The following is a 22,211-nucleotide window of genomic DNA, read 5'->3' on the forward strand; positions in this document are numbered from 1 at the left end:
TAACTAAAACACGAACGTTATCGATGACTAATAAAAAAACATTCGATTATTTATTGACATTGTTTATGAAATATTGTTAATATAGCCATAGAAACAATAATATATAAGACCTCATATAATCGCGGGGATATGGCCTGCAAGTCTCTACCTAACGACCGTTATTCGTTAGACTATGAGGGAAAGTCACTCGGTATTTTTCTATTCACAAGGGATACGTATGCCTGAGTAGAGCACTTTCTCTCATAGTAAAAGAGAAACTGTTCTATTTCAGGCTTTTTTTATTTGAATCGGGGGGATTCTAATATGAAATCACTAGTTGGAGTCATAATGGGAAGCACGTCAGACTGGGAAACAATGAAATATGCTTGTGACATTTTAGATGAATTAAATATACCGTATGAGAAAAAAGTTGTATCCGCTCATCGGACTCCGGATTATATGTTTGAATATGCAGAAACAGCTCGTGAACGTGGATTAAAAGTTATTATTGCTGGAGCCGGTGGAGCAGCGCATTTACCAGGAATGGTTGCAGCGAAGACAAATCTTCCTGTAATTGGTGTTCCAGTTCAATCAAAGGCGTTAAACGGCCTAGATTCGTTATTATCCATTGTCCAAATGCCAGGAGGGGTTCCAGTTGCAACTGTTGCAATTGGTAAGGCTGGTTCAACGAATGCTGGATTACTTGCTGCACAAATACTTGGATCATTTCATGATGATATACATGATGCATTAGAGTTGAGACGAGAAGCTATTGAGAAAACTGTGCGTGAAGGTAGTGAGCTAGTATGACGAGAATCATTTTACCTGGAAAAACAATCGGCATTATTGGAGGCGGCCAGCTTGGAAGAATGATGGCGTTGGCAGCTAAGGAAATGGGTTATAAAATTGCTGTTTTAGATCCTACAAAGCATTCACCATGTGCACAAGTTGCTGATGTTGAAGTCGTTGCACCATATGACGATTTAAAAGCAATTCAGCATTTAGCAGAGATAAGCGACGTTGTCACATATGAATTTGAGAATATTGATTATAGATGTTTACAATGGCTTGAAAAACATGCTTACTTACCACAAGGTAGTCAGTTGTTAAATAAAACGCAAAATCGTTTTACAGAAAAGAATGCAATTGAAAAAGCTGGGTTACCAGTAGCATCGTATAGATTGGTTCAAAATCAAGATCAACTTACAGAAGCAATTAAAGAGTTATCTTTCCCTTCTGTCTTAAAAACAACGACAGGTGGATACGATGGTAAAGGGCAAGTGGTTTTAAAGAGTGAAGCTGATGTTGTGAGAGCAAAAGAACTTACTAATAAAGCAGAGTGCATTCTAGAAAAATGGGTGCCTTTTGAAAAAGAAGTATCAGTTATTGTAATTCGTAGTGTAAGTGGTGAAACTAAAGTATTTCCGGTAGCGGAAAATATTCATGTAAATAATATTTTGCATGAATCTATCGTTCCAGCCCGCATTACAGAAGAACTTTCTCAAAAAGCAATTGATTACGCAAAGGTACTTGCGGATGAACTAGAACTTGTGGGAACACTAGCGGTAGAGATGTTTGCTACAGCTGACGGTGAGATTTACATTAATGAATTAGCACCAAGACCTCACAATTCAGGACACTATACACAGGATGCATGTGAAACGAGTCAATTTGGTCAACATATTCGAGCAATCTGTAATTTACCTCTTGGAGAAACAAATTTGTTAAAACCAGTTGTCATGGTAAACATTTTAGGCGAACATATAGAAGGGGTCCTAGGACAAGTGAATAGACTAACCGGGTGCTATTTACACTTGTATGGAAAAGAAGAAGCAAAAGCGCAGCGAAAAATGGGGCATGTTAATATTTTAAATGATAATATTGAAGTCGCTCTAGAAAAAGCGAAGAGTTTGCATATTTGGGACCATCAAGAACAACTGTTGGAGGGAAAAAGATGATTAATCGTTATACACGCCCTGAAATGGGTGCGATTTGGACGGAAGAGAACAAATTTAAAGCGTGGTTAGAAGTTGAGATTTTAGCGTGTGAAGCATGGGCTGAGCTTGGCGATATTCCAAAAGAAGATGTGAAAAAAATTCGTGAACATGCAACATTTGATATTGATCGTATTTATGAAATTGAAAAAGAAACACGTCATGACGTAGTTGCTTTCACTCGTGCTGTATCAGAAACACCAACATTAGGCGAGGAACGTAAATGGGTTCATTACGGTTTAACATCTACAGACGTAGTAGATACAGCGTTATCTTATATCTTAAAACAAGCAAATGAAATCTTGTTAAAAGACTTAGAAAACTTTGTTAGCATTTTAGCTAATAAAGCGAAAGAGCATAAATACACGATTATGATGGGAAGAACACACGGTGTACATGCAGAGCCAACAACATTTGGTTTAAAACTTGGTCTTTGGTATGAAGAAATGAAACGTAACGTAGAGCGTTTCAAACAAGCTGCTGATACAGTTCGCGTTGGTAAGTTATCTGGTGCGGTTGGTACATATGCAAATATTGATCCATTCGTAGAAAAGTATGTTTGTGAAAACTTAGGATTAGAAGCAGCACCAATTTCAACACAAACATTGCAACGTGATCGTCATGCACATTACATGTCAACACTTGCACTAATCGCAACATCTGTTGAAAAGATGGCAGTTGAGATTCGTGGTTTACAAAAGAGTGAAACACGTGAAGTTGAAGAGGCTTTCGCAAAAGGTCAAAAAGGTTCTTCTGCAATGCCGCATAAACGTAATCCAATTGGATCTGAAAATATGACTGGTTTAGCTCGTGTTATCCGCGGTTATATGATGACAGCTTACGAGAATGTTCCGTTATGGCATGAGCGTGATATCTCTCACTCTTCTGCAGAACGCGTAATTTTACCAGATGCTACAATCGCGTTAAATTACATGTTAAATCGCTTTGGTAATATCGTTAAAAACTTAACTGTATTCCCAGAGAATATGAAACGCAATATGACAAGAACATACGGCTTAATTTACTCTCAACGCGTAATGCTTACACTAATTGACAAAGGTCTGGTACGTGAAGAAGCTTATGATATCGTACAGCCTAAAGCAATGGAAGCTTGGGAAACACAAGTACAATTTAAAGAGCTTGTAGAATCTGACGAGCGTATTACAAGTAAGTTAACGCAAGAAGAAATTAACGAATGTTTCAATTATGAACATCATATGCAACACGTTGATACAATCTTTGAACGCCTTGGATTAAACGAAGCGTAAAATTTCATATGGCACAGAATAGAGTCATTCTGTGCCATTCTTTATAAAAATATTATTCACATTTTTCAAACTACAGGGGGCTTGCGAAATGCAAAAGCTAGAATTGCTGTATGAAGGTAAGGCAAAAAGAATTTATCGTACAGAAGCAGCAGATATGGTTTGGGTAGAGTACAAAGATAGTGCGACTGCTTTCAATGGGGAGAAAAAAGCGACAATTACAGGAAAAGGTCGTTTGAACAATGAGATTACAACTTTATTGTTCAGAAAGTTACAAGAAGTTGGAATTAAAACACACTTTGTGGAGAAGTTATCTGATACAGAACAACTTGTCAAAAAGGTGAGTATTATTCCATTAGAAGTTGTCACAAGAAACGTAATTGCAGGTAGTCTTTCAAAAAGACTAGGAATGGAAGAAGGAACTGCTCTTACAACACCAATCGTAGAATTTTACTACAAAGATGATGATTTAGGAGATCCACTTGTAACGGAAGATCATATTCGTTTGTTAAATGTTGCAACACCAGAGCAAGTAAGCGTATTACGAGATGCAGCTCTACAAATCAATCAAGTGTTGATTGAGCATTTCGCAAGCTGTCGTGTAAGATTAGTAGATTTTAAATTAGAGTTTGGCGTAACAGAAGAAGGGGAAATCATATTAGCAGATGAAATTTCACCAGATACTTGCCGTTTATGGGATGAAACGAGCAATGAAAAATTTGATAAAGATGTATTCCGTCGTGATCTTGGGAATTTAACAGAAGCATATGAAGAAATTTTAAAACGTTTAGGGGGAGCTTCACATGTATAAAGTTAAGGTATATGTAACGTTAAGAGAAAGTGTATTAGATCCACAAGGAACTGCGGTAAAGGGAGCACTTCATAGTCTTTCATTTACAGAAGTACAAGACGTTCGAATCGGAAAATATATGGAATTAACAATTGATAAATCAGTATCTGATCTGGATAGCAAGGTAAAAGAAATGTGTGAAAAATTATTAGCAAACGTTGTAATGGAAGACTTCCGTTATGAAGTTGAGGAGGTTGTCGCACAGTGAAATTTGCAGTCATAGTATTCCCAGGTTCGAACTGTGATGTCGATATGTTCCATGCAATTAAAGATGAGCTTGGTGAAGAAGTAGATTACGTTTGGCACGATAGAGAGAATTTAGATGAATATGATGCAATTTTACTACCAGGTGGATTCTCTTACGGTGACTATTTACGTTGTGGTGCTATTTCTCGCTTTGCTAACGCAATGAAAGCAGTGCAAAAAGCTGCTGAGCAAGGAAAGCCAATTTTAGGTGTATGTAATGGATTCCAGATTCTTGTTGAATCAGGATTACTACCAGGAGCATTAATGAGAAACGAAAACTTGAAATTTATGTGCCGTACGGTTCAGTTACGTGTTGAAAATAATGAAACGATGTTTACATCACAATATGAAAAAGATGAAGTAATTAATATTCCAATTGCACATGGCGAAGGAAATTACTATTGTGATGAAGCGACTCTTAAACAATTAGAAGAGAATAATCAAATCGCATTCCGTTACGTAGAAAATCCGAATGGAAGCGTTTCAGATATTGCGGGTATTGTAAATGAAAAAGGAAATGTTCTTGGTATGATGCCACACCCAGAGCGTGCTGTAGATGAATTACTTGGCGGTGCTGAAGGTTTAAAAGTCTTTCAATCTATCTTAAAACAGTGGAGGGAAACATATGTCGTTAATGCTTGAGCCAAATCCAACACAAATTAAAGAAGAGCGTATATATGCGGAAATGGGGCTAACAGACGAAGAGTTTGCCATGGTTGAAAAGATTTTAGGCCGTTTGCCGAATTATACAGAAACGGGACTATTCTCTGTTATGTGGTCTGAACATTGTAGTTATAAAAATTCAAAGCCAGTTCTTCGTAAGTTTCCAACGACAGGTGAGCGTGTCTTACAAGGACCTGGAGAAGGCGCTGGAATTGTAGATATCGGTGATAATCAAGCGGTGGTATTTAAAATGGAAAGTCATAACCATCCTTCTGCAATTGAGCCATATCAAGGGGCAGCGACAGGTGTCGGTGGTATTATTCGCGATGTATTCTCTATGGGAGCACGTCCGGTAGCTCTATTAAACTCACTTCGCTTCGGTGAATTACAATCACCACGCGTGAAATATTTATTTGAAGAAGTAGTAGCAGGAATCGCAGGATACGGTAACTGCATTGGTATTCCTACTGTTGGCGGCGAAGTACAGTTTGATCCATGTTATGAAGGAAATCCACTTGTAAATGCAATGTGTGTAGGCCTAATTAATCATGAAGATATTAAAAAAGGGCAAGCACATGGTGCTGGTAATACAGTAATGTACGTAGGAGCATCAACTGGTCGTGATGGTATTCACGGTGCAACATTCGCATCTGAAGAGTTATCTGAAAGCTCAGAAGCGAAGCGTCCGGCAGTTCAAGTAGGGGATCCATTTATGGAGAAACTTCTTATTGAAGCATGTTTAGAACTTATTCAGTCTGATGCACTTGTTGGAATTCAAGATATGGGAGCTGCTGGTTTAACATCATCTTCTGCAGAAATGGCAAGTAAAGCAGGTATGGGTATTGAAATGTACTTAGATGATGTACCGCAGCGTGAAACTGGCATGACTCCATATGAAATGATGTTATCTGAATCACAAGAGCGTATGTTAATCGTTGTGAAAAAAGGTAGAGAGCAAGAAATAGTAGATTTATTTGAGAAGTATGGTCTTGCAGCAGTTACGATGGGGAAAGTAACTGAAGATAAAATGCTTCGCTTATTCCATAAAGATGAAATGGTAGCTGAAGTACCAGCGGATGCTCTTGCAGAAGAAGCACCAATTTATCATAAACCGTCAAAAGAAGCAGCATACTTTGCTGAGTTCCAGCAGATGAAAATGGAAACACCAAAAGTAGAAGATTATAAAGAAACGTTATTAGCTCTATTACAACAACCAACGATTGCAAGTAAAGAGTGGGTATATGATCAATATGATTATCAAGTGCGCACTAGCACAATCGTTACACCAGGTTCAGATGCAGCGGTTATACGTGTACGCGGTACAGAAAAAGGATTAGCAATGACGACAGATTGTAACTCTCGCTACATTTATTTAGATCCAGAAGTGGGCGGTAAAATTGCAGTAGCAGAGGCAGCACGTAATATCGTATGTTCTGGCGGGGAGCCACTTGCAATTACAGATTGCTTAAACTTCGGTAACCCAGAAAAACCAGAGATTTTCTGGCAAATTGAGAAATCAGTAGACGGTATGAGTGAAGCTTGCTGCAAGTTACAAACGCCAGTTATCGGCGGGAATGTATCAATGTATAACGAGCGTAGTGGTGAAGCTGTATATCCAACACCAACTGTTGGGATGGTTGGACTTGTACACGATTTAAAACACGTAACAACACAGGAATTTAAACAAGCTGGCGATTTAGTTTATGTAATTGGAGAGACGAAAGCTGAGTTTGGTGGAAGTGAATTACAGAAAATGATCTACGGAAAAATTTTCGGTCAATCACCAAGCATCAATCTAGATGTAGAATTAAAACGCCAAAAACAAGTACTAGCAGCAATTCAAGCTGGCCTTGTTCAATCTGCACATGATGTTGCAGAAGGTGGTTTAGCAGTTGCAATTACTGAAAGTGCAATTGGTGCTAACGGTTTAGGTGCTACTGTGAAATTAGATGGGGAAGCAACAGCAGTATTATTTGCAGAATCACAATCTCGCTTCGTTATAACTGTAAAACGTGAAAATAAAGAAGCATTTGAGAAAGCGGTTGAAGCAATTCAAGTTGGAGAAGTGACAAATACAAATGAAGTAACAATTCATAATGAAGAAAATGAAGTATTACTTACAGCAAATGTAGATGAAATGAGAAAGGCTTGGAAAGGGGCAATCCCATGCTTGCTGAAATAAAGGGGTTAAATGAAGAATGTGGCGTTTTTGGAATTTGGGGGCATGAAAATGCAGCACAAGTTTCGTACTACGGATTGCACAGTTTGCAGCACCGTGGGCAAGAGGGCGCAGGCATTGTTGTAAATAATGGGGAAAAAATCATCGGTCACAAGGGGTTAGGTTTAATATCAGAAGTGTTTTCAAGAGGTGAGCTAGAGGGATTAAACGGGAAATCAGCAATTGGACACGTACGATATGCAACAGCTGGTGGAAGTGAAGTTGCTAACGTTCAACCATTATTATTCCGTTTTTCCGATCATAGCATGGCGTTAGCTCATAACGGAAATTTAATTAATGCAAAAATGCTTCGTCGTGAATTAGAGGCAGAGGGAAGTATTTTTCAAACAAGTTCAGATACAGAAGTACTTTTACACCTCATTAAGCGTAGTACAAAAGATTCTTTAATTGATAGTGTAAAAGAGGCTCTAAATAAAGTGAAAGGTGCGTTTGCATATCTTTTACTAACTGGAAATGAAATGATCGTTGCGCTAGATCCAAATGGATTCCGTCCTCTTTCAATTGGAAAGATGGGGGATGCTTACGTTGTAGCATCGGAAACATGTGCTTTCGATGTAGTTGGTGCAACATACATTCGTGATGTAGAACCTGGTGAATTGCTTATTATCAATGATGAAGGAATTCACGTAGATCGTTTTACAAATGAAGTAGACCATGCGATTTGCAGTATGGAATACATTTACTTTGCACGTCCAGATTCTAATATCGCTGGTATTAATGTTCATGCAGCACGTAAAAACATGGGGAAACGTTTAGCGGCGGAAGCTCCTATTGAAGCTGATGTTGTTACTGGTGTACCAGACTCTAGTATTTCAGCAGCAATTGGTTATGCGGAGGCGACAGGAATTCCGTATGAGTTAGGGTTAATTAAAAATCGTTACGTTGGACGTACGTTTATTCAACCTTCTCAAGAACTGCGTGAGCAAGGGGTTAAGATGAAGCTTTCAGCAGTAAGAGGCGTAGTTGAAGGAAAACGAGTTGTTATGATTGACGATTCTATCGTAAGAGGAACGACAAGTAAACGAATTGTTCGTATGCTTCGCGAGGCTGGAGCGACAGAAGTCCATGTAAGAATTGCTTCACCACCTCTTAAGTATCCATGCTTCTATGGCATTGATATTCAAACGAGAAAAGAATTAATCGCAGCAAATAATTCAATAGAAGAAATCCGTCAAATCATCGGAGCAGATTCACTAACATTTTTAAGTGAAGATGGATTAGTAGATGCAATTGGACGCCCATATGAAGGGAAATACGGTGGTCTATGTATGGCTTACTTCAATGGAGACTATCCAACAGCTCTTTATGATTATGAGCAAGAGCTTTTAGAAAGTATGAAATAAGAAGAAAAAAGCTTCTACTTCTTTTGATGTAGAAGCTAGCTTCTTTCTTAAAACGGCCGCCCTGGATGGGGAGAAATTAAAAGACGAGGTGTAAATAACGATGGCGAATGCATATAAGCAAGCAGGAGTAGATATTGAAGCTGGATATGAAGCGGTATCTCGCATGAAAAAACACGTACAAACAACAATGAGAAAAGAAGTGCTAGGCGGTTTAGGCGGTTTTGGAGGTATGTTTGATCTATCAAAATTTGCATTAGAAGAACCTGTATTAGTATCTGGAACAGATGGCGTGGGAACGAAATTGATGCTCGCTTTTATGGCAGATAAACATGACACAATTGGTATTGATGCAGTAGCAATGTGTGTAAATGATATTGTTGTCCAAGGAGCAGAGCCGCTTTTCTTCCTTGATTATATTGCTTGTGGTAAAGCTGAACCTAGTAAAATTGAAAACATCGTCAAAGGTATATCAGAGGGCTGTCGCCAAGCTGGTTGTGCATTAATTGGTGGAGAAACAGCTGAAATGCCAGGAATGTATTCTACGGAAGAATACGATTTAGCTGGTTTTACAGTTGGAATTGTTGATAAAAAGAAAATTGTAACAGGTGAAAAAATTGAAGCTGGTCACGTATTAATTGGCTTAGCATCTAGCGGTATTCATAGTAACGGTTATTCTTTAGTAAGAAAAGTGCTACTAGAAGATGGAGAACTATCTTTAAATCGTATTTACGGACGCTTAGAACTACCTCTTGGTGAAGAATTATTAAAACCAACGAAAATTTATGTCAAACCTATTTTAGAACTATTGAAGAAACATGAAGTATACGGTATGGCACATATTACAGGTGGTGGATTCATTGAAAATATTCCACGTATGTTGCCAGAAGGAATCGGTGCGGAAATTGAATTAGGATCTTGGCAAGTTCAACCGATTTTTAGTTTACTTCAAGAGGTTGGAAAACTAGAAGAGAAAGAAATGTTCAATATTTTTAACATGGGTATTGGTATGGTAGTAGCAGTAAAGGAAGAAGAGGCAAAAGATATTGTTCGTCTTCTTGAGGAACAAGGCGAGAAAGCTCATATTATTGGACACACTGTACAAGGGTCTGGTGTTACCTTTATTGAGGGAACAGAAGTATGAGTAGATTAGCAGTTTTTGCTTCTGGGAGCGGCTCTAACTTTCAATCTCTCATTAATGCGGTAGAAGACAAAATATTGGATGCAGATATTAGTTTATTAGTATGTGATAAACCAGAGGCACGCGCTATTGGACGGGCACACTATCACCATATTCCGTGTTTTTCCTTTTCAGCGAAAGCATATGAGTCAAAAGAAGCATTTGAAAAAGAGATATTAAAAAAGCTAGAAGAGTATGAAATTGATTATGTTATTTTAGCTGGATATATGCGTTTAATTGGAACGACTTTACTAGAAGCGTACGGCGGGAAAATTATTAATATTCATCCATCACTACTACCGAGTTTTCCAGGGAAAGATGCTGTTGGTCAAGCGTTAGAAGCGGGTGTGAAAGTAACCGGAGTAACGATTCACTATGTAGATGCAGGTATGGATACAGGTCCAATTATTGCGCAAGAAGCAGTAGTTGTTTCTGAAGGGGATACGAGAGAAAGCTTACAAAAGAAAATTCAACAAGTTGAACATAAATTATACGTAAATACAGTGAATCAAATTGTTCAGTCTGTGAAAAAACCAACTGTTAACTAACATACAACCAGGGGTGAAGGATAAATGAAAAAGCGTGCATTAGTAAGTGTTTCAGATAAAACAGGAGTAGTAGAATTTGTTAAAGGTTTACTTGAACAAGGGATTGAAGTTATTTCAACAGGTGGTACGAAAAAATTATTAGAAGAAAACGGCTTGCAAGTAATTGGTATTTCTGAAGTAACTGGTTTCCCAGAAATTATGGATGGTCGTGTAAAAACATTACATCCAAATATTCATGGTGGTCTATTAGCAGTTCGTGATAATGAAATGCATGTAGCGCAAATGAATGAATTAGGTATTCAACCAATTGACTTTGTTGTTGTTAACTTATACCCATTTAAAGAAACAATCGCTAAGCCGGATGTAACATTTGCTGATGCAATTGAAAATATTGATATCGGTGGCCCAACAATGATTCGCTCTGCTGCGAAAAATCATAAATTTGTATCGGTAATTGTAGATCCAGTAGATTATGATGTTGTATTAGCAGAACTGAAAGAGAACGGTGAAGTAACAGAGGAAACGAAACGTAAATTAGCAGCGAAAGTATTCCGTCATACAGCGGCATATGATGCGTTAATTTCTAACTACTTAACAAAGCAAATGGGCGAAGAAAGCCCAGAAACGTTAACGGTGACATTTGAGAAAAAACAAGATTTACGCTATGGCGAAAATCCACATCAAAAAGCAACGTTCTATAAAGCGCCATTCGCAGCAACTTCTTCTGTTGCATATGCAGAACAATTACACGGTAAAGAATTATCTTACAACAATATCAATGATACGGATGCAGCGCTTAGCATCGTGAAAGAATTTACAGAACCGGCAGTAGTAGCGGTAAAACATATGAATCCATGTGGCGTTGGCGTAGGAACTGATATTCATGAAGCATACACACGTGCTTATGAAGCGGATCCAGTATCAATCTTCGGCGGTATTATTGCAGCAAATCGTGAAATTGATAAAGCTACAGCTGAAAAGTTACATGAAATTTTCTTAGAAATTATTATTGCACCTTCGTTCTCACAAGAAGCTTTAGAAGTGTTGCAAAGTAAGAAGAACTTACGCTTACTAACTGTAAATATTGAAAAAGCGACAAGTGCAAGCAAAAAACTAACTTCTGTACAAGGTGGTCTTCTTGTTCAAGAAGAAGATACGTTATCATTAGATGAGGACGCAATTTCAATTCCAACGAAACGTGAACCATCAGAGCAAGAATGGAAAGATTTAAAACTAGCTTGGAAAGTTGTAAAACATGTGAAATCAAATGCAATTGTTTTAGCGAATGATAACATGACAGTTGGTGTAGGCGCGGGACAGATGAACCGTGTAGGTTCTGCAAAAATCGCAATTACACAAGCTGGCGAAAAAGCACAAGGTAGCGCACTTGCATCTGATGCTTTCTTCCCAATGCCAGATACAGTAGAAGAAGCAGCAAAAGCTGGAATTACAGCAATCATCCAACCAGGCGGATCGATTCGTGATGAAGATTCTATTAAAATGGCAGATGCGTATGGGATTACTATGGTGTTCACTGGCGTACGTCATTTCAAACACTAATAGAGTAATTGTAGAAAAACCAAACTAGGAGCATAGCTTCTAGTTTGTACTTATTTAATTATTGGGGGATGAAATATGAATGTTTTAGTAATTGGCCGCGGTGGGCGTGAGCATGCTTTAGCTTGGAAATTTGGACAATCTGAAAAGGTAGAAAAAGTATATGTAGCGCCAGGTAATGAAGGTATGCGAGATGTTGCAACACCAGTTGATATTGATGAGAATGATTTCGATGCATTAGTCTTATTTGCAAAAGAGAAGAATGTTGAATTAACTTTCGTTGGACCAGAGATTCCACTTATGAACGGAATCGTGGATCGTTTTAAGGAAGAGGGCCTTCGTGTATTTGGTCCTAATAAAGCAGCTGCTGTTATTGAAGGTAGTAAAGCTTTTACAAAAGAGCTTATGGAAAAGTATGATATTCCAACTGCGGCATATGAAACTTTTACAGACTATGAAGAAGCAGTAAAGTATATTCAAAAAGTTGGTGCACCGATTGTAATTAAGGCAGATGGTTTAGCTGCTGGTAAAGGTGTAACAGTAGCAATGACGCTTGAAGATGCATTACAAGCTGTGAAAGAAATGCTGCAAGATGTGAAATTCGGTGAAGCAAGCAAGAAGGTCGTTATTGAGGAGTTTCTAGATGGACAAGAATTTTCATTAATGGCATTCGTAAATGGAACAACCGTACATCCGATGGTAATTGCTCAAGATCATAAACGCGCTTTTGATGGGGATAAAGGTCCAAATACAGGTGGAATGGGTGCATATTCTCCAGTACCACAAATTCCAGAATCAGTAGTTCAAGAAGCGATTCAAACAGTATTACACCCAACTGCCAAGGCGATGATTGCAGAAAACCGTTCGTTTACAGGTATTTTATACGCAGGTCTTATTTTAACAAATGATGGTCCAAAGGTAATTGAATTTAATGCACGCTTTGGTGATCCTGAAACAGAAGTTGTATTACCTCGCTTAGAAAATGATTTAGTTGATGTATGCAACTCTGTGTTAGATGAAAGTGAACTAACTTTACAATGGTCAGAAGATGCTGTTATCGGTGTTGTACTTGCTTCTAAAGGATATCCAGAAGCGTATAAAAAAGGTGAAATTATTAACGGATTAGATGCACTGCAAGATGTGATTGTTTTCCATGCGGGGACAGTAATGAAACACGGTGATTTTGTAACAAACGGTGGCCGTGTATTATTTGTTGCTTGCAAGGCGAATAGTTTACAAGAAGCGAAAGATAAGGTCTATAAAGAAATCGGTAAAATTGAGAGTGATGGTTTATTTTACCGAAGTGATATAGGATATCGTGCAATTGGGCATGAGATGACGAAAAGCTAATGTATAAAAAATCCCGCTGATTTCTCAGCGGGATTTTTATGCATCTTTATCTTTTTTTAATTTCCCTTTTTGCTTTGCCATTTCTCGAAGTAAATACTCGATGTGTGCATTGACGCTACGAAACTCATCATTCGCCCATTTTTCGATGATTGCGTGTAATTCAGGATCAATACGTAATGGAAAGCTTTTCTTTTTGGCCATAATCACTTACAACCTTTAGTATAGGCTTCCTGTATTAATAACTGGTTGCGCACCTTTATCTGAAACGATGGCAACTAATAAATTGTTCACCATATTTGCTTTACGCTCGTCATCGAGTTCCAGTACGCCTTCTTCATCTAACATATGGATTGAATCTTTCGCCATCTTCACAGCACCTTCAACAATCTCTTTTCTAGCAGCTAATACTGCTTTTGCTTGTTGACGCTGGAGCATTGCATGGGCAATTTCTGTTGCGTAAGCTAAATGTGTTAAACGAGTTTCTAATACTTCTACGCCAGCGATTTCAAGTCGTGCTTCTAACTCACGCTTTAATTCTTCAGAGATCTCTTCAGTATTTCCTCGTAACGTGATGCAAGTTTCATCTTGGAAATTATCATAAGGATATTTTGTAGCAACGTGGCGGATTGCTGTTTCACTTTGAATTTCTACGAATCGATCGTAATGCTCAACACCAAACATTGCTTTTGCGGAATCAACAACTTTATATACGATAACGGCTGCAATTTCAATTGGATTGCCCTCAACATCGTTTACTTTTAATTTCTTACTGTTAAAGTTTTCAACACGTAAAGATACAGTTTGACGAAACGCGAATGGAATTGTTAAAAATAAACCATTTTGACGAATTGTTCCTAAATAACTACCAAAGAACGTAATAACTTTCGCTTGATTCGGTTGAACGATACCGATACCTGTAGCTAAAACAGATGCTAATATGAGAGCTAAAATAGCTATTACAAACATTTCTTGTACAAGGAAAAATACACCGACAGCGGCTAAAACTAAAATTCCAATAACGCCGAGAAATCCATTAACATAAAATACTTGTTTTTCTTTCATATGATCGCCTCCTTGATATAAAAATGATATCACTTTTATATCATTACATGCAAGAGGGTTACACCTAATTTTCTGAATTTTATTGTTTGATATCTTTTATGTACGTTTTAAGGGCGAAAAACAAGAATGTACGTTCTGTTTCGTGGTAAAATAAAGAAGACTTAGCTGCCCACTGCAGCAGCTAAGTCCCTTTGAGAGCATCTTGCATCGTGACAAATGATTCAAAGCGGTTTTGCCAGGATTAATTCTTCAATCGCTGACTCAATCTCTTTGTCAGAAGTGTCATAACTTCCATCTGACTTTGACTTTGGCTTGTCATGACTGGAAGCTGAATTAACTTCTTCTTTATTATGTCCTTTTTCAGTGAAATTCATGCTAGGCATTTTAAATGCGCTCATATTCATATATTTTCCAAACTTACAGGCTTCAACAATAGGGCAGAAACGAACGATCCCCTCCGCAATTTTCATGGCACCAATCCATAGCAAAACTTTAGACCAAGTGCACCAAGGTTTACGTACGAGTTTAGCTGTACTACAACCGAAGAGGATGAGTCCGAGTGTAATTCGAATTAGAGCACTAATTGTGCCGATGTTTTGCTTCATTAGAAAAACACTCCTTTTTAATTAACTTCGAAATAGAAAATACTATTTCATTTGTTAGTATTCCGTATAAGTTTTTTGATATGTAATCCAACATTTGACGTTGAAAAAGATGTTGGATTGGGCGTGTGTGTAGGTAGTTTTTTTTGTTATAATGAAAGAATGCGTAAAAGGAAGTTCAAAAAGTCCGGTAAAGATAGCTGTCGCATTTCATCGTTGCATACGTCAGTCCGGTACTCATGTAGGAAAAACTACATTCCGTTCCTCCTGGCGAATGCGCCTCGATCTGCTCGGCTCTCTATATCCTCCTTTTTGAACAAATATAGTAAGGAAGTTCAAAAAGTCTGGTAAAGATATAGCGAGGAATGTAAAAAATCTTGATAAAAATTAACTGTTATTTTGAACAGAAATTATATAACTAGAGAAAAGAAAGGGTGTTTTCATGTACGATATTTCCAAATGGAAACATGTATTTAAGCTTGATCCAAATAAGGAGTTAAGTGACGAACATTTAGAAATGATTTGTGAATCTGGAACGGATGCTGTTATTGTAGGCGGAAGTGATGGAGTGACAATTGATAACGTATTACACATGCTAGTTAGCATTCGTAGATATGCAGTGCCTTGTGTGTTAGAGGTTTCTGATGTGGAGGCAATTACGCCAGGATTTGATTTTTATTACATCCCAAGTGTTTTAAATAGCCGAAAAGTAGAATGGGTAACAGGTGTTCATCATGAGGCATTGAAAGAATTTGGGGATATTATGGACTGGGACGAAATTTACATGGAAGGGTATTGTGTTTTAAACCCAGAAGCGAAAGTAGCCCAGCTTACAGATGCAAAATGTGATTTAACAGAAGATGATGTTATTGCATATGCGCGTTTAGCAGACAAGCTATTACATTTACCGATATTCTATTTAGAATATAGCGGGACGTATGGAGACATTGAGCTTGTTAAAAATGTAAAAGCAGAATTGAAACAAGCTAAGCTATATTATGGCGGTGGTATTTCTAATGCAGAACAAGCGAAAGAAATGGCGCAGTATGCTGATACAGTAGTTGTTGGAAATATTATTTATGATGATATAAAATCGGCATTAAAAACAGTTAAAGCAGTAAAAGGAGAGTAGGTGCAGGCACATATGAGTACGACAGATAAGTTATTAAATGGTTTAAATCCGCAGCAACAAAAAGCAGTACAAACAACAAATGGACCACTTCTATTAATGGCAGGCGCAGGTAGTGGGAAAACACGTGTGTTAACACACCGTATTGCGTATTTACTTGGTGAAAAAGGTGTGGCTCCATGGAATGTACTAGCAATTACCTTTACAAATAAAGCTGCTCGTGAAATGCGTGAGCGTATTGATAAACTTGTTGGACCAGAAGCAGAAGACATTTGGATTTCTACGTTCCACTCTATGTGCGTACGTATTTTACGACGTGATATTGACCGTATTGGGATTAATCGTAACTTTACGATTTTAGATGCAGGTGATCAGTTAACTGTAGTAAAAAAAATTATGAAGGAGCGCAATATTGACCCGAAGAAGTTTGAGCCGCGCTCTATTTTAGCGGGTATTAGCAATGCGAAAAATGAACTGTTATCTGCAGATAAATATGCAAAAAAAATTACAACCGCTGATCCATATGAAAAATTAACGAGCGATGTATATACAGAATATCAAAAACGTCTTTTGAAAAATAACTCATTAGACTTTGATGATTTAATTATGACGACGATTCAGCTATTTGAACGTATTCCAGAAGTACTAGAGTTTTATCAGCGTAAATTCCAATATATTCACGTTGATGAGTATCAAGATACGAACAAAGCTCAGTATCTTCTTGTTAAACATTTGGCATCACGTTTTAAAAACCTTTGTGTTGTTGGTGATTCGGATCAGTCTATTTACCGCTGGCGCGGGGCTGACATTTCTAACATTTTGTCATTCGAAAAAGACTATGAGAATGCGCAAGTTATCTTGTTAGAACAAAATTATCGTTCATCACAAAATATTTTAAATGCAGCTAATGCTGTAATTGAAAAGAATTCAAACCGTAAACCGAAGAAATTATGGACAGACAATCAAATTGGAAGCAAAATCTCGTATTATCGTGCTGCAACCGAAAAGGACGAAGCGTATTTTGTTGCGAAAAAAATTCGTGAGGATATTCAAATGGGGAACCGAAAATATACTGATTTTGCAGTGTTATATCGTACAAATGCCCAGTCTCGTATGATTGAGGAGATTTTCCTAAAATCTAATATCCCTTACAAAATTGTCGGAGGTACTAAGTTCTACGACCGTAAAGAGATTAAAGACATTTTGGCGTACTTACGTTTAATTGGGAATCCAGATGATGAGATTAGTTTTGGACGTATTATAAACATGCCAAAGCGCGGGATTGGTGCGACTTCTATCGATAAAATTATTAATTATGGTGTGCAAAACGGAATCTCATTAACTGCTGTATTTGATGAGATTGAGCATGTTGGTGTAAGTGCAAAAATAACAAAAGCAGTAAAAGAATTCGCAAGTTTATTACACAACTGGGTAAATATGCAAGAGTATTTATCTGTTACAGAATTAGTAGAAGAAGTTATTGAGAAGACAGGCTATCGCGATATGTTGAAAAATGAGCGTTCTTTAGAAGCAGAAGGTCGTTTAGAAAACTTAGACGAGTTTTTATCTGTTACACAAACATTTGAATCCCAAAGCGAAGATAAGAGCCTTGTTGCATTCTTAACAGACTTAGCTCTTGTTGCGGATATTGATCGTGTAGATGAAGATCCAACTGCTGGTGAAGAAGTTATTTTAATGACGATGCACTCAGCAAAAGGATTAGAGTTCCCAGTTGTCTTTATTGTTGGCTTAGAGGAAGGGATATTCCCGCATACTCGTTCTCTTATGGAAGAGGATGAAATGCAAGAAGAGCGTCGTCTTGCCTATGTAGGTATTACTCGTGCAGAAGAAGAGCTATACTTATCCAATGCTCAAATGCGTACTTTATTTGGTAGAACAAGTATGAATGCAGCATCTCGATTTATTACAGAAATTCCGGCAGAATTAGTAGAACCATTAAACGAAACAGCACCGAAGCGTGAAACTTCGTTTGGTGCAAAAGGAAGAACGACAAGCGCAACTACAACACGTTCTCGTTCAGCTTTCGCGCGTCCGGCTGTTAAGACGACAGGTGGCGAGCAAATTGGCTGGGCAGTAGGCGATAAAGCTTCCCACCAAAAATGGGGAGTCGGTACAGTTGTAAGTGTAAAAGGTGAAGGTGATGCAAAAGAATTAGATATTGCGTTCCCGAGCCCAATTGGTGTTAAACGTTTATTAGCAAAATTTGCACCTGTGACGAAACAATAGGAAAGGACTGAGGATATGTCAAAAGAGATAGCCAAAAAACGTATAGAAGAACTGCGTGATTTGTTAAATACATTTAACTATCAATATCACGTATTAGACAATCCTTCTGTTTCTGATGCGGAATATGACCGTGATATGCAGGAGCTTATAAAATTAGAAGCAGAGAACCCAGAGTTTATGAGTGAAGACTCTCCCTCCATTCGCGTTGGGGGGACTGTTCTTGATATATTTGAAAAGGTAACGCATAAATCACCAATGTTAAGTTTAGGAAACGCGTTTAATGAAGGAGATTTGCGTGATTTTGATCGAAGAGTACATCAAGGAATTGATGATGCGAATGTAAGATATATATGCGAATTAAAAATTGACGGACTTGCTGTTTCACTTCATTATGAAAAAGGACGCTTTATTCAAGGGGCAACACGTGGTGATGGTGTAACGGGCGAAGATATTACCCAAAACTTGAAAACGATTAAAGCAATTCCACTTCGATTAAATGAAGAAGTAACGTTAGAAGCGCGAGGCGAGGCTTATATGCCGAAGCGTTCATTCGTTAAATTAAATGAGGAAAAAGAGCAAAATGGTGAAGATGTATTTGCGAATCCACGTAATGCGGCAGCAGGATCGATACGCCAACTTGATCCGAAAATTGCAGCGAAGCGTAATTTATCTATGTTTGTGTATGGTCTTGCTAATGTAGAAGAAAAAACAATTCCATCCCACAGTGAATCACTGGATTTCTTAGGTGAGCTTGGATTTAAGACGAATCCAAATCGTCGTACATGTGAAACAATTGAAGACGTAATAGCCTATGTAGAAGAGTGGCAAGAAAAACGCCCGCATCTTGATTATGAGATTGACGGAATCGTTATAAAAGTAGACGATGTTGCTCTTCAAGAAAGTTTAGGAACTACAGCAAAGAGTCCAAGATGGGCGATTGCTTATAAATTCCCGGCTGAAGAAGTTGTTACGAGATTAACAGGGATTGAATTAAGTGTCGGCCGCACAGGGGTTGTAACACCAACTGCAGAGCTGGAGCCAGTGCGAGTAGCCGGAACTATTGTCCGTCGTGCTTCTTTACATAACGAAGATTTAATTCGTGAAAAAGATATTCGAATCGGTGACTACGTTGTTGTGAAAAAGGCTGGAGATATCATTCCTGAAGTTGTGAACGTTATTTTTGATAAGCGTACTGGTGAGGAAGAAGAATATCATATGCCAACGCATTGTCCAGCATGTGAGAGTGAACTTGTTCGTTTAGAAGAAGAAGTAGCACTTCGATGTATAAATCCGACTTGTCCAGCCCAAATTCGCGAGGGATTAATTCATTTCGTTTCAAGAAATGCAATGAATATTGACGGACTTGGAGAACGTGTAATTACACAACTCTTTGATGCGGATTATATTCGTACATTTGCTGATTTATATTCATTGACGAAAGAGCAATTATTAGAACTAGAACGATTCGGTGAAAAATCAGCAACAAATTTAGTCCAAGCAATTGAGAATTCTAAGGAAAACTCATTAGAGCGATTATTATTCGGTCTTGGTATTCGTCATGTCGGTGCGAAAGCGGCACGTACATTTGCTGAGCATTTCGAAACGATGGATGAGCTTGTGAAAGCGACGGAAGAAGAACTAAAAACAATTAATGAGATTGGTGAAAAAATGGCTCAATCCGTTGTAACGTATTTCGATAATGAAGACGTATTAGAGCTATTACAACAATTTAAAGAGTATGGCGTGAACATGGCATACAAAGGTATAAAAGTTGCTGATTTACAAAATGTTGAATCGTACTTCGCAGGAAAAACTGTCGTCTTAACAGGGAAATTAGAAGTTATGGGACGCAGTGAAGCGAAGAAGAAGATTGAGGCATTAGGTGGAAAAGTAACAGGAAGTGTTAGTAAAAGTACGGATTTAGTTGTTGCTGGTGAAGCTGCTGGTTCGAAATTAGCGCAAGCAGAGAAGCACAATGTTGAAGTTTGGAATGAAGAGAGGTTCTTACAAGAGCTGAATAAGTAAGAGGTGCAAACTTACGATGAAAAAAATAGCGTTAGCGGTATTAAGTCTTAGCCTACTTGTAAGTGGGTGTAGCATGGGTTCCAACAAAGATGAAAAAGTAGTTGAGAAATCGGGGAAAGCGAAAGAACAAGCGGTTATCCCGAAATATTCCATTTCGGATGAATATTATAAGACAACGGTTCAATTTGATCCAGGTAAGGCACGTGGTTTAGTTGTACAAGGTTTAAATAGTCGTCTAGATATAGATGAATTTGAAACAGGACTAATGCGCATTGCCAAAGAATCATTTAGTACGAAAGATTATTTCTTTAAAGGCGGAAAGTTTCTAGAGGCTCAAGATATACAAATGCTTGTAAAAAGAAAGCGTACAGATGCTGAACAAAAAGAGCTAGAGGATAAGTTGAAAAAAGATGCAGTTAAATTTCCAAATATCGGACTGAATCCAGCCTTAAGTGAAGGTTCGGAGTCACTAGAAGTGAAAAATAAAAAAAATCCAATGTATATCTCAAATATTTTAGAGCATGATTACTACGTACAAAAAGGTGGGAACGATGCTGAACCTGATGGCATTGTAATTGGATTAGCGATGAATTCTGTTCAATATTATGAGGAAGAGCATGGTTATCCGCGTGAGGCTGCAATTCCAGATGTAAAAATGTTAGCTGAAGGGAAAAGGATGGCCCAAGAAATCTTGAAAGTAATGCAGCAAAAAAAGCCTGAAATAAAAAATATTCCGGTTACATTTGCGATTTATCGTCAAGGTCCAAAGTCTTCGCTTGTACCAGGGAATTTTGTTTCTTATGCTAAGGTAGAAAAAGGCAGTGAAACGGTTGAGGATTGGAAGCCGATCAATGAGAAATACTATTTATTCCCGTCTGAACAAGCGAAATCGGATAATAAACGTGAAGATCTTGCGAGGGTGTCAAACTTTAAAGCAAAATTAAGTGAGTATTTCCAAGGAGATTATACAGCTGTTATCGGTACTGGAATGTATAGAGATGATGAATTAAGAGAAATGAAGCTCGATATTCCTGTCCAATTCAATGGGAAAGCTGAAGTGATTGGTTTTACACAATATGTAGCTGGACTTGTTATGGAATACTTCCCGAATTATATGAAAGTACAAGTAACAATTAAATCTGTAGAACGCCCAGAAGCAATTATTATACGTGAAGCGAAGCAAGATGAACCGTTTGTGAAAATTTTAGATTAAAGATGAGAGCTGTTCCATAAAGGAACAGCTTTTTTTCTTGAAAAATTTTGTTATAATTTTAAATGTTACAAATAAAGGGGTAAGGGGCAAAGTCATGGAAGAACTAAGCTTTCAAGTCATTATTTTATTAATTGCATTCGGATTTTTAGCTGCTTTTATTGATTCGGTTGTTGGAGGGGGAGGGTTAATTTCGCTTCCTGCACTTATGTTTGTTGGTTTATCACCAGCTTCGGCAATCGCAACGAATAAATTAGCTGCAACGATGGGGACGCTTACGAGCACAATTTATTTTATTCGATCAGGTAAGGTGAATTTTCGGATTGTAGGAAAGTTAATCCCGTTAACTATTATTGGAGCAGTCGCAGGGGCTTTAGTAGTAAAGTTTATTCCGCCTGATATTTTGCGTCCACTAGTGCTCGTAATGTTGGTTTTTATTGCCATTTATATTATTGCGAAAAAAGATTGGGGAAGTGCATCTACCTATAAAAAGATGACAAAAGGGAAAACATTAATATTTTTCTTTGTTATTTTAATGATAGGGTTTTATGATGGTTTTTTTGGACCAGGGACAGGATCCTTTTTAATTTTTGCATTTTTATTAATTGGTTTGGATTTTATTCAAGCGGCAGCATCTGGAAAACTTTTGAACTTCGTTAGTAATATCGTATCTTTAATTACTTTTTTATTTTTAGATGTGATTCATTTTGAATACGGTATAATTA

General features: G+C 37.8%; 20 protein-coding genes and 1 riboswitch. Of the genes, 17 read left to right on the top strand and 3 right to left on the bottom strand.

The annotated features are described in order from the left end of the window. The first annotated feature begins 91 nt into the window (after positions 1-91). Positions 92-193: riboswitch (purine riboswitch) on the top strand. 110 nt (positions 194-303) lie between these two features. The 12 genes from purE to purD all read left to right on the top strand — a co-directional run bounded on the left by purE (position 304) and on the right by purD (position 13,211). Next, positions 304-789 (top strand): 5-(carboxyamino)imidazole ribonucleotide mutase, encoded by a 486-nt coding sequence (gene purE, locus AB3X49_RS07125; protein ID WP_002010008.1) that lies wholly within the window; start codon positions 304-306, stop codon positions 787-789. Further along, positions 786-1,937, top strand: a complete 1,152-nt coding sequence (purK, locus tag AB3X49_RS07130; protein ID WP_353824432.1) for a 5-(carboxyamino)imidazole ribonucleotide synthase — start codon at positions 786-788, stop codon at positions 1,935-1,937. Before purE ends, purK begins: the two co-directional genes overlap by 4 nt. Continuing rightward, the gene (purB, locus tag AB3X49_RS07135; protein WP_002124866.1) at positions 1,934-3,241 is read left to right on the top strand and encodes an adenylosuccinate lyase; all 1,308 of its coding nucleotides are present in this window, start codon (positions 1,934-1,936) and stop codon (positions 3,239-3,241) included. The genes purK and purB overlap by 4 nt, the downstream gene beginning before the upstream one ends. A gap of 88 nt (positions 3,242-3,329) precedes the next feature. Further along, on the top strand, positions 3,330-4,049 hold the full coding sequence (gene purC / locus AB3X49_RS07140) for a phosphoribosylaminoimidazolesuccinocarboxamide synthase (protein WP_002010014.1): 720 nt from the start codon (positions 3,330-3,332) through the stop codon (positions 4,047-4,049). Next, positions 4,042-4,296, top strand: coding sequence for a phosphoribosylformylglycinamidine synthase subunit PurS (gene purS, locus AB3X49_RS07145; protein ID WP_000278823.1), 255 nt, complete (start codon positions 4,042-4,044; stop codon positions 4,294-4,296). Before purC ends, purS begins: the two co-directional genes overlap by 8 nt. Beyond that, the gene (gene purQ / locus AB3X49_RS07150) at positions 4,293-4,976 is read left to right on the top strand and encodes a phosphoribosylformylglycinamidine synthase subunit PurQ (protein WP_000666771.1); all 684 of its coding nucleotides are present in this window, start codon (positions 4,293-4,295) and stop codon (positions 4,974-4,976) included. The genes purS and purQ overlap by 4 nt, the downstream gene beginning before the upstream one ends. After that, the gene (gene purL / locus AB3X49_RS07155; RefSeq protein ID WP_367961218.1) at positions 4,960-7,179 is read left to right on the top strand and encodes a phosphoribosylformylglycinamidine synthase II; all 2,220 of its coding nucleotides are present in this window, start codon (positions 4,960-4,962) and stop codon (positions 7,177-7,179) included. Before purQ ends, purL begins: the two co-directional genes overlap by 17 nt. Continuing rightward, a complete protein-coding gene (gene purF, locus AB3X49_RS07160; protein ID WP_002124870.1) occupies positions 7,164-8,579 on the top strand; it encodes an amidophosphoribosyltransferase in 1,416 nt (471 codons plus the stop codon). The genes purL and purF overlap by 16 nt, the downstream gene beginning before the upstream one ends. A gap of 100 nt (positions 8,580-8,679) precedes the next feature. Continuing rightward, positions 8,680-9,720, top strand: coding sequence for a phosphoribosylformylglycinamidine cyclo-ligase (gene purM / locus AB3X49_RS07165; RefSeq protein WP_002167056.1), 1,041 nt, complete (start codon positions 8,680-8,682; stop codon positions 9,718-9,720). After that, positions 9,717-10,304 (top strand): phosphoribosylglycinamide formyltransferase, encoded by a 588-nt coding sequence (purN, locus tag AB3X49_RS07170; protein WP_002124872.1) that lies wholly within the window; start codon positions 9,717-9,719, stop codon positions 10,302-10,304. Before purM ends, purN begins: the two co-directional genes overlap by 4 nt. Positions 10,305-10,328: 24 nt before the next feature. Continuing rightward, the gene (gene purH, locus AB3X49_RS07175) at positions 10,329-11,864 is read left to right on the top strand and encodes a bifunctional phosphoribosylaminoimidazolecarboxamide formyltransferase/IMP cyclohydrolase (RefSeq protein ID WP_367961221.1); all 1,536 of its coding nucleotides are present in this window, start codon (positions 10,329-10,331) and stop codon (positions 11,862-11,864) included. Positions 11,865-11,939: 75 nt separating this feature from the next. Continuing rightward, complete coding sequence (purD, locus tag AB3X49_RS07180) at positions 11,940-13,211, top strand: phosphoribosylamine--glycine ligase (RefSeq protein WP_367961223.1); 1,272 nt, start codon at positions 11,940-11,942, stop codon at positions 13,209-13,211. 36 nt (positions 13,212-13,247) lie between these two features. On the opposite strand, the gene AB3X49_RS07185 is transcribed toward purD, so the two are convergent. The 3 genes from AB3X49_RS07185 to AB3X49_RS07195 form a co-directional block, all read right to left on the bottom strand. Then, positions 13,248-13,412, bottom strand: coding sequence for a type II toxin-antitoxin system antitoxin (locus AB3X49_RS07185; RefSeq protein ID WP_367961225.1), 165 nt, complete (start codon positions 13,410-13,412; stop codon positions 13,248-13,250). Positions 13,413-13,427: 15 nt separating this feature from the next. Then, a complete protein-coding gene (locus AB3X49_RS07190; RefSeq protein WP_060748964.1) occupies positions 13,428-14,273 on the bottom strand; it encodes an SPFH domain-containing protein in 846 nt (281 codons plus the stop codon). 221 nt (positions 14,274-14,494) lie between these two features. Beyond that, positions 14,495-14,878, bottom strand: a complete 384-nt coding sequence (locus AB3X49_RS07195) for a YgaP family membrane protein (RefSeq protein WP_002124877.1) — start codon at positions 14,876-14,878, stop codon at positions 14,495-14,497. A gap of 439 nt (positions 14,879-15,317) precedes the next feature. Between AB3X49_RS07195 and pcrB the strand changes: the two genes are divergently transcribed. The 5 genes from pcrB to AB3X49_RS07220 form a co-directional block, all read left to right on the top strand. Continuing rightward, positions 15,318-16,007, top strand: a complete 690-nt coding sequence (gene pcrB / locus AB3X49_RS07200; RefSeq protein ID WP_002124878.1) for a heptaprenylglyceryl phosphate synthase — start codon at positions 15,318-15,320, stop codon at positions 16,005-16,007. A 12-nt stretch (positions 16,008-16,019) separates the two neighbouring features. Further along, positions 16,020-18,251, top strand: a complete 2,232-nt coding sequence (pcrA, locus tag AB3X49_RS07205; RefSeq protein WP_367961229.1) for a DNA helicase PcrA — start codon at positions 16,020-16,022, stop codon at positions 18,249-18,251. Positions 18,252-18,266: 15 nt separating this feature from the next. Beyond that, the gene (ligA, locus tag AB3X49_RS07210) at positions 18,267-20,276 is read left to right on the top strand and encodes an NAD-dependent DNA ligase LigA (RefSeq protein ID WP_367961232.1); all 2,010 of its coding nucleotides are present in this window, start codon (positions 18,267-18,269) and stop codon (positions 20,274-20,276) included. A gap of 16 nt (positions 20,277-20,292) precedes the next feature. Further along, positions 20,293-21,489 carry a CamS family sex pheromone protein gene (locus AB3X49_RS07215; RefSeq protein ID WP_367961235.1) on the top strand — a complete coding sequence of 399 codons (1,197 nt, stop codon included), beginning with the start codon at positions 20,293-20,295 and terminating at the stop codon, positions 21,487-21,489. A gap of 94 nt (positions 21,490-21,583) precedes the next feature. Next, positions 21,584-22,211: TSUP family transporter (locus tag AB3X49_RS07220; RefSeq protein WP_367961237.1), on the top strand; the 628-nt coding region annotated here is incomplete at its 3' end.

It is taken from the genome of Bacillus sp. C30 (assembly GCF_040838255.1).
In the GTDB taxonomy this organism is placed as follows: Bacteria; Bacillota; Bacilli; order Bacillales; family Bacillaceae_G; genus Bacillus_A; species Bacillus_A mycoides.

What these genes read in the sequence shown, in the direction of transcription:
- purM (WP_002167056.1), top strand. Translation starts at nt 8,680, where the DNA reads ATGGCGAATGCATATAAGCAAGCAGGAGTAGATATTGAAGCTGGATAT.
- purL (WP_367961218.1), top strand. Translation starts at nt 4,960, where the DNA reads ATGTCGTTAATGCTTGAGCCAAATCCAACACAAATTAAAGAAGAGCGT.
- pcrB (WP_002124878.1), top strand. Translation starts at nt 15,318, where the DNA reads ATGTACGATATTTCCAAATGGAAACATGTATTTAAGCTTGATCCAAAT.
- AB3X49_RS07185 (WP_367961225.1), bottom strand. Translation starts at nt 13,412, where the DNA reads ATGGCCAAAAAGAAAAGCTTTCCATTACGTATTGATCCTGAATTACAC.
- AB3X49_RS07195 (WP_002124877.1), bottom strand. Translation starts at nt 14,878, where the DNA reads ATGAAGCAAAACATCGGCACAATTAGTGCTCTAATTCGAATTACACTC.
- purN (WP_002124872.1), top strand. Translation starts at nt 9,717, where the DNA reads ATGAGTAGATTAGCAGTTTTTGCTTCTGGGAGCGGCTCTAACTTTCAA.
- purB (WP_002124866.1), top strand. Translation starts at nt 1,934, where the DNA reads ATGATTAATCGTTATACACGCCCTGAAATGGGTGCGATTTGGACGGAA.
- purD (WP_367961223.1), top strand. Translation starts at nt 11,940, where the DNA reads ATGAATGTTTTAGTAATTGGCCGCGGTGGGCGTGAGCATGCTTTAGCT.
- purS (WP_000278823.1), top strand. Translation starts at nt 4,042, where the DNA reads ATGTATAAAGTTAAGGTATATGTAACGTTAAGAGAAAGTGTATTAGAT.
- purF (WP_002124870.1), top strand. Translation starts at nt 7,164, where the DNA reads ATGCTTGCTGAAATAAAGGGGTTAAATGAAGAATGTGGCGTTTTTGGA.
- AB3X49_RS07190 (WP_060748964.1), bottom strand. Translation starts at nt 14,273, where the DNA reads ATGAAAGAAAAACAAGTATTTTATGTTAATGGATTTCTCGGCGTTATT.
- purC (WP_002010014.1), top strand. Translation starts at nt 3,330, where the DNA reads ATGCAAAAGCTAGAATTGCTGTATGAAGGTAAGGCAAAAAGAATTTAT.
- purK (WP_353824432.1), top strand. Translation starts at nt 786, where the DNA reads ATGACGAGAATCATTTTACCTGGAAAAACAATCGGCATTATTGGAGGC.
- AB3X49_RS07215 (WP_367961235.1), top strand. Translation starts at nt 20,293, where the DNA reads ATGAAAAAAATAGCGTTAGCGGTATTAAGTCTTAGCCTACTTGTAAGT.
- purH (WP_367961221.1), top strand. Translation starts at nt 10,329, where the DNA reads ATGAAAAAGCGTGCATTAGTAAGTGTTTCAGATAAAACAGGAGTAGTA.
- pcrA (WP_367961229.1), top strand. Translation starts at nt 16,020, where the DNA reads ATGAGTACGACAGATAAGTTATTAAATGGTTTAAATCCGCAGCAACAA.
- purE (WP_002010008.1), top strand. Translation starts at nt 304, where the DNA reads ATGAAATCACTAGTTGGAGTCATAATGGGAAGCACGTCAGACTGGGAA.
- ligA (WP_367961232.1), top strand. Translation starts at nt 18,267, where the DNA reads ATGTCAAAAGAGATAGCCAAAAAACGTATAGAAGAACTGCGTGATTTG.